Source organism: Streptomyces aureus, assembly GCF_000725495.1.
In the GTDB taxonomy this organism is placed as follows: domain Bacteria; phylum Actinomycetota; class Actinomycetes; order Streptomycetales; family Streptomycetaceae; genus Streptomyces; species Streptomyces aureus_B.
This window is the reverse complement of the sequence record NZ_JNZD01000004.1, coordinates 400,558-413,938: the sequence shown is the minus strand read 5'-3', so window position 1 is coordinate 413,938 and position 13,381 is coordinate 400,558. Positions and strand designations below refer to the sequence as shown.

The window sequence follows — 13,381 nt, the reverse complement described above, 5'->3', positions numbered from 1 at the left end:
GGAGCCCGGACACCCGGACGGCCCCCGGAGGCGGTCGGGCTGCCTCCGGGGGCCGTCGGACACTGTCTCAGGCCATCGCCCGCGTCCTGGCGGTCACCTCGTCCCGCGTCAGATACACGTCCGTGCGCTCGAAGTCCCGCAGGGTTCCCTTGCGGTCCGCGAGGAAGCCGGTGCGGACGAAGTCGTCGCCCGCGACGGCGTTGAGCAGCCAGTTGGCACCCGTACGGAACCGGGCGGCACCCGTGCGCAGGGCGTACAGGTGGTATCCACGGGCCACGAGCTGGGCGGGCGCGCCCTTGAGGTCGATGCCGAGCGGCTTGGAGACGGCGTCGTGGCCGCCGAGGTCGACGACCAGACCGAGGTCCTTGTGCCGGTAGGGCAGGGTCGGCTGTCCGCGCAGCTTCGCCGTCAGGACCTTGGCCGCGTGCCGGCCCTGCCGGGCCGCGTGCTGGGCGGTCGGCGGACAAGGGGAGCCGTCGCCCTTGGCCAGATCGGGAACCGCCGCCGCGTCCCCCAGCGCGAACACCCCGTCGAGTCCCGGCACCCTGAAGTCCGGCTCGGCGACGAGCCGTCCGCGCACGGTCTCCGCGCCGAGGGAGTCGACCAGCGGACTCGCCGCGACACCCGCGGTCCACACCAGCGTCCGCGACGGCAGCACCCGCCCGTCGGTGAGGGTGACCTCGTCCTTGGTGACGGAGGCGACGGACGTGCCCAGCGAGATCCGTACACCGCGTTCGCCGAGCATCTTCAGCGCGCTCGTGCCCAGCTTGTCCCCGAGCTCGGGCAGCAGCTTGGGCGCGACGTCGACCAGATGCCACTTGATCAGGGCGGGGTCGATCCGGGGGTGGTAGCGCTGTGCCGCCGCGGTCGTCAGCCGCTGCAGACAGGCCGCCGTCTCGGTGCCCGCGTAGCCGCCGCCGACCACCACGAACTGGAGCCGCGCGGCCTGCTCGTCGTGGTCCTGCGTGGCCGCCGCCAGGTCGAGCTGGGCGATCACGTGGTCGCGCAGATAGGCGGCCTGGGCGAGCGTCTTCATACCGCGCGCCTCCTCCGCCAGACCGGGGATGTCGAAGGTGCGGGTCACGCTGCCCGGAGTCAGGACCAGGTAGTCGTAGCGCAGGTCGACGAGGTCTCCGGTGATCTTCCGGACGACGCAGACCTTGGCCTGCGGGTCGACTCCGATCACCCCGCCCGGCACCAGCGCGGTGCGGCGCAGGATCCGGCGCAACGAGGGTGCCACCGACTGGGGTGTGACGACGCCGGCGGCGACATGGGGCAGCAGCGGCAGATAGAGCTGGTAGTCGGTGGGACTGATCAGGGTGACCCTGGCCTCGCCGGGGGTGAGCGTCCGTTCCAGGCTTCTGGCGGCCTCGACCCCGGCGAATCCCGCACCGACGATGACGATGTTCGGTCCTTGCATCAGAGCAGCCTCTCTCCACTGGTGCCAGCCGCGAGCCCAGGCTCACACGGGTCGCGGACGCGTGCCACTGCACCGCGCGTACCCCGATGCGGCCGGAACACGTACACCGCGCGCATCCCGGTGCACGGCGGACACGATCTCTACCGATCGGTAACTGCCTCTTCCCCCGGCGTACACGCGCTGCCAGGATCATCTCCGCCGTGGCGACGGGCCCCGGGCACCGTCGCCGTCGTGATGTGTGGGCTCGACCAACTCATGCGATTCGACCGACAGATGTGACAAGAAAAGGGGACAAGATGACGAGACACGGTGTGGCGCGGCGGCTGGGCGTGGTGTCGGCTGTGGTGGCACTCGGGATCGGGGGGTCCGTCACCGCGGCGGGGTCCGCCGCCGCGGCCCCGGCCCAGCAGGTCGCGACCGCCTCCGCGGCGGCCGGGGTCGACTACGCCACCTGGCAGAGCGACGTGCAGGCCGTCATCGACCAGGCGGTGCCGTACGTCGGGCAGCGCACCGCCGACGCCGGCGGCCAGAAGCTCGCGGTCGTCTTCGACATCGACAACACCACGCTGGAGACCGACTTCCACCCCTGGTACGCGCTGCCCACCCCGGCGGTCAAGGCCTCGCTCGCGCTCGCCCGCTACGCGCACTCCCGGGGCGTCGCCGTCTTCTTCGTGACCGCCCGTCCGGGCATCATCGCGAGCGAGACCAAGTGGAACCTGAAGACGGTCGGCTACCCGGTCGACGGGCTCTACGTCCGGGACCTGCCGGACCTCTTCGACGAGGTCAGCGCCTACAAGACCGGCAAGCGCGCGGAGATCGAGTCCCTCGGCTACACGATCATCGCGAACGTCGGCAACAACACCACCGACCTGGTCGGCGGTCACGCCGAGCGCACCTTCAAGCTGCCGGACTACGACGGTCAGCTGTCCTGACCCGGACGGCTCGCCCGGCGGCTGCGCCGGACCCCGGCGCGCCTACACTTCGGCCATGGACGAGGCCAGGCTGGACGCGCTGGGATCCGGCAAGTACCTGCTGATCACCAGCTATCGCAAGAACGGTACGGGCGTCCCCACGCCCGTGTGGGTGGTGCGGGACGGGGCGGCGCTGGGCGCCTGGACCGTCGCGGACAGCTGGAAGGTGAAGCGCATCCGCAACCGGGCCGACGTGCTCGTCGGTCCCTGCGACGTGCGTGGCAGGCCGACGGGCGAGCCCGTCCCCGCCACCGCCGAGATCCTCGACGCGGCGGGCACCGCCCGGTACCGCAAGCTCATCGCCCGCAAGTACGGGGTGGTGGGCCGGCTCACCCTGCTGGGCAGCCGTCTGCGCCGCGGTGAGACCGGCACGGTCGGCCTGCGCATCACCTTGTCGTCATGACGTAGTCCGCCGCATCCCCACCAAGTCCCGGGAGGGCGCCCTAGGCGCCCTCCCGTTCGCTTGTGTGCCGCACCGCCGGGTGTCCGCCGGGGTCCACGAGGGCGTGCCCGGGCCGGAGTTGGCCGGATGTGCGCTGCCGGAGGCGTTGACTAGAAAGCGCTTACCGCTTACGTTCCGGTTCAGCAGCGTGACCCGCGTGTGAGATCTCGTGTACGAGGCATCGGCGCACTGAGCCGCCCCACCAGGGAAAGTCGCCGTGGTCCAGCTCGCGTTCAGTTCCGTGAGTCGCTTTTCCCCTGCCCCGTGCGTTCACATACAGGGTCATTGTCTGTGTACATGTCCATCGTCAAGGACTCCGAAGGGACACCCGCATGCGCATTCGCCCCCCACGCAAACGCGCCCGCCTCGCCCTGCTCGCGGCCGGGGCCGCCACGCTGGCGGCCACCACGGCGCTCGTCGTGCCGCAGACGGCCGGAGCCGCCGAGACCGCGCCGGTCGGCTACGGCGCCGGGACCACCGGCGGCGGCGCCGCGAGCGCCGTCACCGTCACCACGCTCGCGGCCTTCAAGACCGCCGTCACCGGTGACACGGCCAAGGTCGTGAAGGTCAGCGGTCTCATCTCGCTCAGCGGCCAGGTCGACATCGGATCCAACACCACGGTCCTGGGCGTCGGTTCGGCGTCCGGGTTCACCGGCGGCGGACTGCGGCTGAAGAAGGTCACCAACGTCGTCGTCCGCAACCTGAACATCAGCAAGCCGGTCGCGCCCGCCGACGGGATCACCGTGCAGGCGTCGACGAAGGTGTGGATCGACCACAACTCCTTCTCGTCCGACCGCGACCACGGCAAGGACTACTACGACGGTCTGGTCGACATCACCCACGCGTCCGACTACGTGACCGTCTCCTGGAACACCTTCAAGAACCACTACAAGGGCTCGCTCGTCGGCCACAGCGACAACAACGCGAGCGAGGACACCGGGCACCTGCGGGTGACGTACCACCACAACTGGTTCGACAACGTCAACTCGCGCATCCCCAGCCTGCGTTTCGGCACCGGACACTTCTACGACAACTACGTCGTCGGCGCCGACACCGCGGTGCACTCGCGCATGGGCGCCCAGATGCTCGTCGAGAACAACGTCTTCCGGAGCACGGCGGTCGCCGTCACGACGAACCGCGACAGCGACGTGGACGGTTACGCCAACCTCACCGGCAACGACCTCGGCGGGGCCACGACCGAGATCTCCCAGGTCGGCACGTTCACGAAGCCGCCGTACAGCTACACCGCCGAGCCTGCCTCGACCGTCGTCGCCTCGGTGACGTCGGGCGCGGGCACCGGAAAGCTCTGACAGCCCCTTCACCACCCCCACGACACGAAGGCATCGCGACATGACCTCAACAGCACGCCCGCGCGCCGGGCGGCGCGAACTCACCGGCGCTCTCGCCGCATTCGGCCTCGCGGCCGCCATGGTCCTGGCCGACGGGGCGGCGACCCCGGCGAGCGCCGCCACCTGGCCGACCGCGACCGGCAGCCAGGCCGTCACCTCCACCATCTCGGTGTCCGGCACCGAGGACTACGGGATGAAGCGTCTCTACGGCTCGGGCGACCTGGGCACCGGCAGCCAGGACGAGGACCAGGGGCCGATCCTGGAACTGGCCGCGGGAGCGGTCCTCAAGAACGTCATCATCGGCTCGCCGGCCGCCGACGGCATCCACTGCCTGGGCAGCTGCACCCTGCAGAACGTCTGGTGGGAGGACGTCGGCGAGGACGCGGCGACGTTCCTCGGCTCCTCGTCCTCGAACGTCTACACCGTCAGCGGCGGGGGCGCCAAGGAGGCGAGCGACAAGGTGTTCCAGTTCAACGGCGCCGGAACGCTGAACGTGTCCAACTTCGCGGTGCAGACGTTCGGCACGTTCGTCCGGTCCTGTGGCAACTGCAAGACCCAGTACAAGAGGACGATCAACCTCAGCACCATCGAGGCGACCTACAAGGGCAGCAGGCTCGTCGGCATCAACACCAACTACGGCGACAGCGCGACGCTCAAGTCCATCAGGATCGTCGGGGACAGCAGCAAGAAGATCGTCCCCTGCCAGAAGTACACCGGCAACAACACCGGTGCCGAGCCGACCAAGAACGGCACCGGCCCGGACGGCACCTACTGCAAGTACGCGACGTCCGACATCACCTACGGCTGACGGCCGACGCCGTCGCCCGCGGCCGAAGGGCCCGGTCCGCACGCCGGTCCGTTCGGCCGCGCTCGGCCGTCGGTTCCCGCTCCGCCGTGCGCGGGTGCGCGGACGGGGGCCCCGGCACTCGCCGGTCCTCAGCCCCAGCCGCCGCCGTACGGGCCGTCGATCAGCTGGAACACCGGCTGCCGGCGCACCGGGTCCTGGGCGGTGGAGAGCTGGACGCGGTCGCCGCTGTGGATCGTGGCGGGCGCGCCCATGACCCGGCCGCGGACCGTGAACCCCTCCGCCATCTCGATGAGGGAGACGTTGCGGGCCGCCGGGGTGTTGCGGTGGATCACGGTGGAGTGGCGCACGACGCCGGTGCCCGCGCTCGCCTCGGTGCGTAGGTCGCTGCCCCCGCACACATGACACAGCAGGCGGTTGTACATGGCGGTGGCACACCAGTTGCACCGCTGGAACAGCAGCACGTCCCCGGCGCGTTCCGCCGCGGCGGCGTCGAGACGGTCCACGGATCCCGCGTCGAGCACGTCCGTCGAGGCGTCGAGGCCCGGGTGTAGGGCGATTCCTGGGTGGTACACGATGTCATCTCCCTGCGCTCGGCCGGAATCTGATGTGCGCGGAACGCCGTGCACGACCACAGGCTATGGCACTGAGTGTCACCCGTAAAGGCACTCCGTACCCTCAAAATGAAGAGGGCGTCGGCGGACGGCCGGTGTTCAGCCCCGCGCGAAGGCCGACTCGATCTCCTGGACCACGCGCCACATCGGCGCACCGCGCCGCGACACGACGACCACCACGTCCTCCGGTTCGGTGGGCACCGGCGCGGCGGGCAGGGGGCCGAAGGTGTTCTGTACGTATCCGAGGGCCCGGTCGACGGCCGCCTCCGCGTCCCCCGTGCCGTCCGAACGCAGCCAGGAGCGCAGGGCGTTGTTGTGCGCGGCGACCACGGCCGCGGCGACGACGTCGGCGCTCAGGGTGTCCGCCCGGGCCCCGGCGGAGCGGCCGCGCAGATACTCCGCGAGGGCGCGCTCGTAACGCCAGACGACCGACAGCTCGTAGGCGCGCAGGCCCGGGACCTTCTTGGTCAGTCGGTAGCGCTGGACGGAGAACGTCGGGTTCTCGGCGTACATGCGCAGAACGAGCCGGGCGGCGTCGCAGACGCGCCGCACCGGGTCCTCGGCGCCGGCCTCCTCGGCCAGGAACGCCGTCATGTCGGCCAGGCAGCGCTCGTGGTCGGGGAAGACCACGTCCTCCTTGGACGGGAAGTAGCGGAAGAAGGAGCGGCGGCCGACGCTGGCGAGCGCCACGATGTCGTCGACGGTGGTCTCCTCGTAGCCGCGCTCCAGGAACAGCTGGAAAGCGGCTCCCACCAGGGCATCCCGCATCGATGGTTTGACGGTGGTCGCGTCGGCGGGTTCGTGGCGGCCCGGTGCCTCGTTCATGGTCGGAAACTAGCATCGAAGCCGAGGTGGTGGCACTCGGTGCGCTCCTGGGAGGGAACTGAGTTCCCTGGTCGGTTTTGCCCGGTATCCTCTCCTCGAGGAGCGCGGCCCACACTTCGGAGCACCGAGTTCCTCATGTGGCCGAATCGTGTATGCCCGGGAACGGGCCTGGCCAGAGGTGAAGTTGACAGCCCGTCAAGGGTGATCGACGATGAGGTCGAGCCGTGGTCCGGGCCGGGCCCGCTGTCCGCCTCCTCAGCGGATGCGAGCGGGCCGGCCCCGTCCGGGCGGTCTCGCCGGGACCGCCGGACGTGCGACCCGGCCGATCGTGGGCGCGGCCGTGCCCCGTCCCTCGCCGACGGCGCAGACGGTGTCGCCGTCACCGTCACCACCCGCCGTCGGCGCACGACGGGCGCCCGCGCCCGGCGCACCGCGTCATCACCCCCCGGATGACACGGTGAGAAGGGCCCCGGTACTCGTTCCCGCACGAGTGCCGGGGCCCGACGGCTTTCCGCCCGTGCTCCCCGGCCGGTCAGCGGTCGTTGCAGGTGGCCGAGAAGATGTCGTCGCCCGCCATGTGCCCGTTGCGGTGGGCCTGCAGGGCGGCACTCACCAGGGTCAGCAGCAGGTCGATGTCGGAGTCGACCTCGAGATGGATGGTCACCCAGCGGGAGCCGGGCACCACACGGACGGCCGTCGATGTCCTGAGCTGGTCCTCGAAGCGCCGGATGGCCCGGCCGGTGAGGTGCAGGTCGACATCGTGATCGGAGTGGAAGTGGACGATCTCGCACTGCGCCGAGCACAGTGCGCGCCCCGTGCCGCAACTCGGCAGGGATTCCGCGAGGTCCGGCCAGCTGGCCAGTCGTGTCATGGCTCTGGAGGCCAAGGTCATGCGCCCATCATGACGAGCACATCCGGTGTCCACCAGAACTTGGCGCGGATGTCATCCCCGAACCACCGTGGAATGTCCGGTTTTCGCCTGGTAATCGAGGACGCTTCAACCTTTTCCACCGGACCCGGGCACACGAGTGCGGCCCCGGACTCGACGGTCCGGGGCCGCACTCGACGGTCCGAGGTGCCCGGCGGGGGCACGGACGCTCAGGCCATCCAGAAGAAGACGGCGGTCATCCGCTTGTCCTCCATGGTGGTCCCGCAGTAGCCCGTGGCGCTGTGCATCAGGTTGGCGTTGTACAGGAGCAGCCGGTTGTAGCGGTGCGGGACGCTGATGTCCTCGACGAAGGAGTCCGGCGGGACGAAGCGCGTGCCGAGGGCCTCGACCAGGTTGTTGTGCGGCGCCACGACGACGTTGCCGCCCAGCCGGCCCCCGGGCAGGGCCTGCCGGAAGAAGGCCGTTCCGCAGTCCTTGGGGACGTTCGGGTTCAGATACAGCACCGCGGCGTAGCGGCACAGGGCGCGGGAGTCCGTGTGCGGGCGGGGCTCGCCCTCGTCCTTGCCGACGACCTGGACGCAGTTGTGATTGAGCGTGGCGCCCGACGGGGTCGACTGCTGCCACAGCTCCCGGGCGCCGGTCGCCTTCTTCACCAGCCGCTCCACGCGGGCCAGTTCATCCGGTTCGAGTCCCGGCATCGTCCGCAGGCCCGGCCAGCTCTCCGAGGTGTACGGGTACCCCTTGGCCCAGTCGTCCCGGTCGACGCAACGGGCCCGTACGGCATCCGGATCGGGCAGGACGTCGTCGAAGACCCAGTAGTCCCGATCACGGGTGGGCTTGCGGTAGGGGAGCACCGGCAACGCCGGTGACCTGGGGGGTTGTGGGGGCATGCGGCCGACCCTATAGACGCGTCGACCAGCGATCTCCAGGGAATTGGTCAACCTTCCGCCAACTCGGTTCATGGAACACCCAAGAGCGGCGCACCCCGCGCTTCGCGAGGAACGGGTGCGCTCACATCGGCCGTCAACGAGCCTCCGGAGCAGTCGAGTTCACCGGAACGTGAGGGAGACGGGCCGGCCCCGGGGACCGCCGGCGATCACCCGGATGCGGAGGTGCGGTGAACGTCCCGGCCCGGTCGCGCGTATCACTGCACAGGGACGGCGGGAGACCGCGCGGACGGAAGGAGAGCAGTGTGCCGACACGGCCCGAACGCGGGAGGTCCACCGGGCGTTCCGTGATCGAACCCACGCACATCGAGCGCCGCCGTCGCTCCGAGTCCCTGGCGGAGCTGCTCCGGCAGGTGCGCGAGAAGGAGGGGATGACCGACGCGGACGACGTCTTCGCGCCGGCCCCCGAGCCGCTGCCGCCCGTGCGCCTCCTGCCCGTCATGGAGGTGGAGGACGAGACCGAGGAACTGCCCCCGGTCTTCGAGGGGGAGGACTACACCGCCGACACCCCGCCGCCCTTCACCGCCGAGCCGCTCCGCGCGGCGCTTGCCCCGGACGGACGCCCGTCCGGGAAGAAGACCGGTGGCGCCCACGGCGGCCCCGAGCGCGGCGCCGGGCTGCGCCGCGCCGCGATCACCCTCGCCATCGCGGCGGCCGGACTGACCGGCTTCGCCGTCGCCCTTCTGGTGCCGGGCGCGCGGACCGAACCGTCCGCGGGGACCGGAGGACACTCCCCGACGGCACCGGCCGCCGGAGCGTCCGATCCGGACGGCACCGGCACCCTCCGGGAGGGTGACAGCGGACCCGAGGTGACGGATCTTCAGCGACGGCTGCTCAGCATCCCGGACGTGTACCGGAACGGGAGCACCAGCGGCACCTACGACGCCACGCTCACCGCCGCGGTCGCCCGCTTCCAGCTCTGGTACGGCATCCGGGGCGACGAGTCGGGCGTCTACGGCGACGACACCCGGGCCGACCTGGAATCCAGGACGGCGGCCCCCTGAGACGGCCGGGGCGGTGGCGCGGTGACGGTCGCTCCCTCCGCCCCGGCCCCCCTGTCCCGAGCCCCGGCACGGGGCTCGGGACCACCGACCCGCCGCCGTGACCTCCTCCTCCGGCCGCTCACCCACCGAGAGCGACTCACCCGCCGAGGGGCGACTCACCGACCGGAGTCCCGACGACCTCCGGTCCGACGACGAGGTCGGCGCGGTCCCGGGTGGCGACGACCAGATCGGCGTTGCGCTGATCGGTGCCCAGCACCCACGCCACCGCCCGCTCGTGGTCCTTCCCGAACTCCTCGTGACGCGCGACCAGCCGCCGCACGCGCTCCGCCTCGTCGAGTTCGCAGAACCACACCTCGTCCAGCTGCGCCCGGGCCCGCGCCCACGCGTCCTCGGGCAGCAGCAGATAGTTCCCCTCGGTGACGACCAGCCGGGCCGCCCGGGGAACCGGGACGGCTCCCGCCAGCGGCTGTTCGAGGACCCGCTCGAAGCCCGGCGCGTAGACGAGCTCCTCCTCGTCCTCGCGCAGTCTGCGCAGCAGCGCCGCGTACCCCGCAGGGTCGAACGTGTCCGGCGCGCCCTTGCGGTCCCGGCGCCCCAGGCGGTCCAGTTCGGCGTCCGCGAGGTGGAAGCCGTCCATTGGCACATGCGCGACCCCGAAGGCCCCGTCCGCGCCGAGCCGTTCGACCAGCCGCTCCGCGAGCGTCGTCTTGCCGGCCCCGGGACAGCCGGCGATTCCGAGAAGGGCGCGGCGGCCCGGCCGTACGAGCGCCGCGGCCCGCTCCACCAGGTCCTCGAACGACGGACCGGCCCCGGTCATACGAGCCCGGACCCGGGCGCGGCGATCTCCATGCCCCCAGTATCGACGACCCGGGGCGCGGCGGAAGCCCCCCGCCCGACCGGGCCATGCGTTCCGGGGACGGCCGAGGACGGAGGACGGACAAGGCGGCGCTGCGCCACGGCGGTGATGTGGCGCTCGCCACCCGCTGGAGGAGGCCGACGGGGGCACACTTCCCCGTATGAGCGATCTCGGCCTGCCGCAGCAGATCCTGGCCTGCCTCTTCGACCTCGACGGGGTCATCACCAAGACCGCCGTCGTCCACGCGGCCGCCTGGAAAAGAACGTTCGACGACTTCCTGCGGGAACGCGACGGCGACGGATTCCGCCCCTTCGACGACGAGGACTACTCCGCGTACGTCGACGGCATGCCCCGCGCCGACGGCGTACGGTCCTTCCTCGCCTCGCGGGGCATCGACCTCCCCGAGGGAACCCCCGACGACCCGCCGGAGCGGGGCACCGTCCACGGCCTGGGCAACCGCAAGAACCAGCTGCTCCTCGACATGATCCGCACCGACGGCGTCGAGGCCTACGACGGCACCCTGCGCTACCTGGAGGCGGTCCGGGCCAAGGGCCTGCGCACCGCGGTGGTCTCCTCCAGCGCCAACTGCCGTGACGTGCTGCGCTCGGTGAGGGCCGAGGACCTCTTCGACGTCCGCGTCGACGGGGTCGTCGCCGCCGAACGGCGTCTGCCGGGCAAGCCGCGCCCCGACACCTTCCTGGCCGCGGCGAAGGACCTCGGGGTCCAACCCTCCCAGGCGGCCGTCTTCGAGGACGCGCTCGCCGGCATGGACGCGGGCCGCTCGGGCCACTTCGGATACGTCGTCGGCGTGGACCGCGTGGGCCAGAGTGCCGCCCTGCGCGCCCACGGCGCCGACATCGTCGTACGGGACCTGGACGAACTGGGGGAGCGCGCGTGATCACGCACACGTCGTACGGGGTCGAGCCCTGGACCCTGCGCGAGAGCGAACTGCACCTCGGACTGCTGCCGCAGAGCGAGTCCGTGTTCGCCCTCGCCAACGGCCACATCGGCTGGCGCGGCAACCTCGACGAGGGCGAGCCCCACGGACTGCCCGGCTCCTACCTCGGGGGCGTGTACGAGACCCATCCACTGCCCTACGCGGAGGCGGGCTACGGCTATCCGGAGTCCGGGCAGACCGTCATCAACGTCACCAACGGCAAGATCGTCCGACTGCTGGTCGACGACGAGCCCTTCGACCTGCGCTACGGACGGCTGCGCTCCCACGAGCGCGTGCTCGACCTGCGCACCGGACTGCTCACCCGCACCTGCGAGTGGACCTCGCCGGCCGGCTCCACGGTCCGGGTCCGCTCCACCCGGCTCGTCTCCTTCACCCAGCGGGCGATTGCCGCCGTCGCCTACGAGGTCGAACCCGTCGACCAACGGACCCGGGTGGTCGTCCAGTCGGAACTGGTCGCCAACGAGGAACTGCCCGGCCGTGACGGCGATCCGCGGGCGGCGATCGCGCTGGAGTCGCCGCTCGAGCCCGAGGAGCACTTCGCGGCCGGAGGGCGGCTGCGGCTCGTGCACCGCACCCGGAACAGCGGCCTGCGGGTCGCGGCGGCCGCGGACCACCTGGTCGAGGGACCCGAGCGGACCACCCTGAGCAGCGAGAGCGGGGACGACGTCGCCCGCCTCACCGTCACCTCCGTGTTGGAGCCGGGCCAGACCCTGCGCCTGGAGAAACTCGTCTCCTACGGCTGGTCGGGCAACCGCTCGCTGCCCGCCCTGCGCGACCAGGCCGACGCCGCCCTCGCCGCCGCCCGGCACAGCGGCTGGCGCGAACTCGTCGACGAACAGCGCGCCTACCTCGACGACTTCTGGGACCGCGCCGACGTCGAGGTGGACGGCGACGAGGAGATCCAGCAGGCCGTCCGCTTCGCCCTCTTCCACGTCCTCCAGGCCGGCGCCCGCGCCGAACAGCGCGCCATCCCCGCCAAGGGGCTGACCGGCTCCGGCTACGACGGGCACGCCTTCTGGGACACCGAGACCTTCGTCCTGCCGCTGCTCACCTACACCTCGCCCGGAGCCGTCGCGGAGGCGCTGCGCTGGCGCCAGAACACCCTCCCGGCCGCCCGCGAACGAGCCGTCCAGCTCGGCCTGCGCGGAGCAGCGTTCCCGTGGCGGACCATAGCCGGATCGGAGGGCTCGGCCTACTGGCCGGCCGGCACCGCCGCGTTCCACGTCAACGCCGACATCGCCGACGCCGTCGTCCGCTACACCGCCGCCACCGGCGACACCCGCTTCGAACGCGACACCGGCGTCGAGCTGCTGGTCGAGACCGCCCGGCTGTGGCGCTCCCTGGGACACCACGACCATCAGGGCGGATTCCACATCGACGGGGTGACCGGGCCCGACGAGTACAGCGCCGTCGCCGACGACAACACGTACACCAACCTCATGGCCCGGGCGAACCTGCTGGCCGCCGCCGACGCCGTCGAGCGGCACCCCCGGCGGGCTGCGGACCTCGGCGTCGACGAGGAGGAGAGCGCGGCCTGGCGCGACGCCGCCGACGCCATGCACATCCCCTACAACGACGACCTGGGCGTCCACGAGCAGCACGCCGGGTTCACCCGCTACCAGCGCTGGGACTTCACCTCCACCCGCCCCGACCAGTACCCGCTGATGCTGCACTTCCCGTACTTCGACATCTACCGCAAGCAGGTCGTCAAACAGGCCGACCTGGTGCTCGCCCTCTACAAGTGCAGCCCGTTCTTCGACGAGGAGCACAAGGCCCGCAACTTCGCCTACTACGAGCCCCTGACCGTGCGGGACTCCTCCCTGTCGGCCTGCTGCCAGGCCGTCATCGCCGCCGAGACCGGCCATCCGGGACTCGCCTACGACTATCTGGTCGAGGCGGCCCTGATGGATCTGGAGGACCTGGAGCACAACACCCGCGACGGGCTGCACATCGCCTCGCTCGCCGGCACCTGGACCGCCCTGGTCGCCGGGTTCGGCGGGCTGCGCCACCACGGCGACACGCTGGACTTCGCGCCCCGGCTGCCGGAACGCCTCAGCCGGCTCGCCTTCTCCCTGGAGGTCCTCGGCCGCCGGCTCCGGGTCGAGATCGGGCAGGACGCGGCCACCTACACGCTCACCTCCGGCGGACCGCTGGAGATCCGCCACCACCGCGAACTCCTCACCGTCGACGCCGACAAGCCGCAGAGCCTGCCCATCCCGGCCCCCCGGCTGCGTCCCGCCCCCGAGCAGCCGCCGCACCGGCGGCCGAACTCCCGGGGGTGAGACGTGAGGCCCGGCCCCC

General features: G+C 71.5%; 13 protein-coding genes. 7 read left to right on the top strand and 6 right to left on the bottom strand.

Annotation, left to right across the window (positions count from 1 at the left end; all coding sequences use genetic code 11):
• Positions 1 to 67: 67 nt before the first annotated feature.
• Positions 68 to 1,420: an NAD(P)/FAD-dependent oxidoreductase gene (locus IO36_RS07975; RefSeq protein WP_037617618.1), complete on the bottom strand. Its 1,353-nt coding sequence runs from the start codon at positions 1,418 to 1,420 to the stop codon at positions 68 to 70.
• A gap of 296 nt (positions 1,421 to 1,716) precedes the next feature.
• Between IO36_RS07975 and IO36_RS07970 the strand changes: the two genes are divergently transcribed.
• The 4 genes from IO36_RS07970 to IO36_RS07955 all read left to right on the top strand — a co-directional run bounded on the left by IO36_RS07970 (position 1,717) and on the right by IO36_RS07955 (position 4,990).
• The gene (locus IO36_RS07970) at positions 1,717 to 2,352 is read left to right on the top strand and encodes an HAD family acid phosphatase (protein ID WP_037617616.1); all 636 of its coding nucleotides are present in this window, start codon (positions 1,717 to 1,719) and stop codon (positions 2,350 to 2,352) included.
• A 55-nt stretch (positions 2,353 to 2,407) separates the two neighbouring features.
• Positions 2,408 to 2,794, top strand: a complete 387-nt coding sequence (locus IO36_RS07965; protein ID WP_037617615.1) for a PPOX class F420-dependent oxidoreductase — start codon at positions 2,408 to 2,410, stop codon at positions 2,792 to 2,794.
• A 371-nt stretch (positions 2,795 to 3,165) separates the two neighbouring features.
• Entirely contained in the window at positions 3,166 to 4,143 is a 978-nt protein-coding gene (locus IO36_RS07960) for a pectate lyase family protein (RefSeq protein ID WP_037617613.1), read from the top strand.
• Between the two features lie 40 nt (positions 4,144 to 4,183).
• Complete coding sequence (locus IO36_RS07955; protein WP_037617611.1) at positions 4,184 to 4,990, top strand: pectate lyase; 807 nt, start codon at positions 4,184 to 4,186, stop codon at positions 4,988 to 4,990.
• A gap of 128 nt (positions 4,991 to 5,118) precedes the next feature.
• Here IO36_RS07955 and IO36_RS07950 read toward each other — a convergent pair whose 3' ends face one another.
• The 4 genes from IO36_RS07950 to IO36_RS07935 all read right to left on the bottom strand — a co-directional run bounded on the left by IO36_RS07950 (position 5,119) and on the right by IO36_RS07935 (position 8,205).
• Positions 5,119 to 5,493, bottom strand: a complete 375-nt coding sequence (locus tag IO36_RS07950; protein WP_245173189.1) for a Zn-ribbon domain-containing OB-fold protein — start codon at positions 5,491 to 5,493, stop codon at positions 5,119 to 5,121.
• 207 nt (positions 5,494 to 5,700) lie between these two features.
• Positions 5,701 to 6,369 (bottom strand): TetR family transcriptional regulator, encoded by a 669-nt coding sequence (locus IO36_RS07945; protein WP_037618454.1) that lies wholly within the window; start codon positions 6,367 to 6,369, stop codon positions 5,701 to 5,703.
• Between the two features lie 589 nt (positions 6,370 to 6,958).
• Complete coding sequence (locus IO36_RS07940) at positions 6,959 to 7,318, bottom strand: luciferase domain-containing protein (protein WP_037617608.1); 360 nt, start codon at positions 7,316 to 7,318, stop codon at positions 6,959 to 6,961.
• Positions 7,319 to 7,524: 206 nt separating this feature from the next.
• Positions 7,525 to 8,205: a DUF6445 family protein gene (locus IO36_RS07935; protein ID WP_037617606.1), complete on the bottom strand. Its 681-nt coding sequence runs from the start codon at positions 8,203 to 8,205 to the stop codon at positions 7,525 to 7,527.
• Between the two features lie 302 nt (positions 8,206 to 8,507).
• On the opposite strand from IO36_RS07935, the gene IO36_RS07930 reads away from it, so the two are divergent.
• Positions 8,508 to 9,266, top strand: coding sequence for a peptidoglycan-binding domain-containing protein (locus IO36_RS07930; protein WP_037617604.1), 759 nt, complete (start codon positions 8,508 to 8,510; stop codon positions 9,264 to 9,266).
• 136 nt (positions 9,267 to 9,402) lie between these two features.
• Here IO36_RS07930 and IO36_RS07925 read toward each other — a convergent pair whose 3' ends face one another.
• Positions 9,403 to 10,083 carry a nucleoside/nucleotide kinase family protein gene (locus IO36_RS07925; protein WP_037617603.1) on the bottom strand — a complete coding sequence of 227 codons (681 nt, stop codon included), beginning with the start codon at positions 10,081 to 10,083 and terminating at the stop codon, positions 9,403 to 9,405.
• Positions 10,084 to 10,282: 199 nt separating this feature from the next.
• Here IO36_RS07925 and IO36_RS07920 point away from each other — a divergent pair, with 199 nt between their 5' ends.
• Positions 10,283 to 11,020 carry a beta-phosphoglucomutase family hydrolase gene (locus IO36_RS07920; protein WP_037617600.1) on the top strand — a complete coding sequence of 246 codons (738 nt, stop codon included), beginning with the start codon at positions 10,283 to 10,285 and terminating at the stop codon, positions 11,018 to 11,020.
• Complete coding sequence (locus IO36_RS07915; protein WP_037617598.1) at positions 11,017 to 13,362, top strand: glycoside hydrolase family 65 protein; 2,346 nt, start codon at positions 11,017 to 11,019, stop codon at positions 13,360 to 13,362. Before IO36_RS07920 ends, IO36_RS07915 begins: the two co-directional genes overlap by 4 nt.
• Positions 13,363 to 13,381 lie beyond the last annotated feature (19 nt).

Bases quoted from the DNA above. Each gene is read 5' to 3' on its own strand.
- IO36_RS07945 (WP_037618454.1), bottom strand. From the start codon at position 6,369: ATGCGGGATGCCCTGGTGGGAGCCGCTTTCCAGCTGTTCCTGGAGCGC.
- IO36_RS07960 (WP_037617613.1), top strand. From the start codon at position 3,166: ATGCGCATTCGCCCCCCACGCAAACGCGCCCGCCTCGCCCTGCTCGCG.
- IO36_RS07970 (WP_037617616.1), top strand. From the start codon at position 1,717: ATGACGAGACACGGTGTGGCGCGGCGGCTGGGCGTGGTGTCGGCTGTG.
- IO36_RS07940 (WP_037617608.1), bottom strand. From the start codon at position 7,318: ATGACCTTGGCCTCCAGAGCCATGACACGACTGGCCAGCTGGCCGGAC.
- IO36_RS07975 (WP_037617618.1), bottom strand. From the start codon at position 1,420: ATGCAAGGACCGAACATCGTCATCGTCGGTGCGGGATTCGCCGGGGTC.
- IO36_RS07925 (WP_037617603.1), bottom strand. From the start codon at position 10,083: ATGACCGGGGCCGGTCCGTCGTTCGAGGACCTGGTGGAGCGGGCCGCG.
- IO36_RS07935 (WP_037617606.1), bottom strand. From the start codon at position 8,205: ATGCCCCCACAACCCCCCAGGTCACCGGCGTTGCCGGTGCTCCCCTAC.
- IO36_RS07920 (WP_037617600.1), top strand. From the start codon at position 10,283: ATGAGCGATCTCGGCCTGCCGCAGCAGATCCTGGCCTGCCTCTTCGAC.
- IO36_RS07955 (WP_037617611.1), top strand. From the start codon at position 4,184: ATGACCTCAACAGCACGCCCGCGCGCCGGGCGGCGCGAACTCACCGGC.
- IO36_RS07965 (WP_037617615.1), top strand. From the start codon at position 2,408: ATGGACGAGGCCAGGCTGGACGCGCTGGGATCCGGCAAGTACCTGCTG.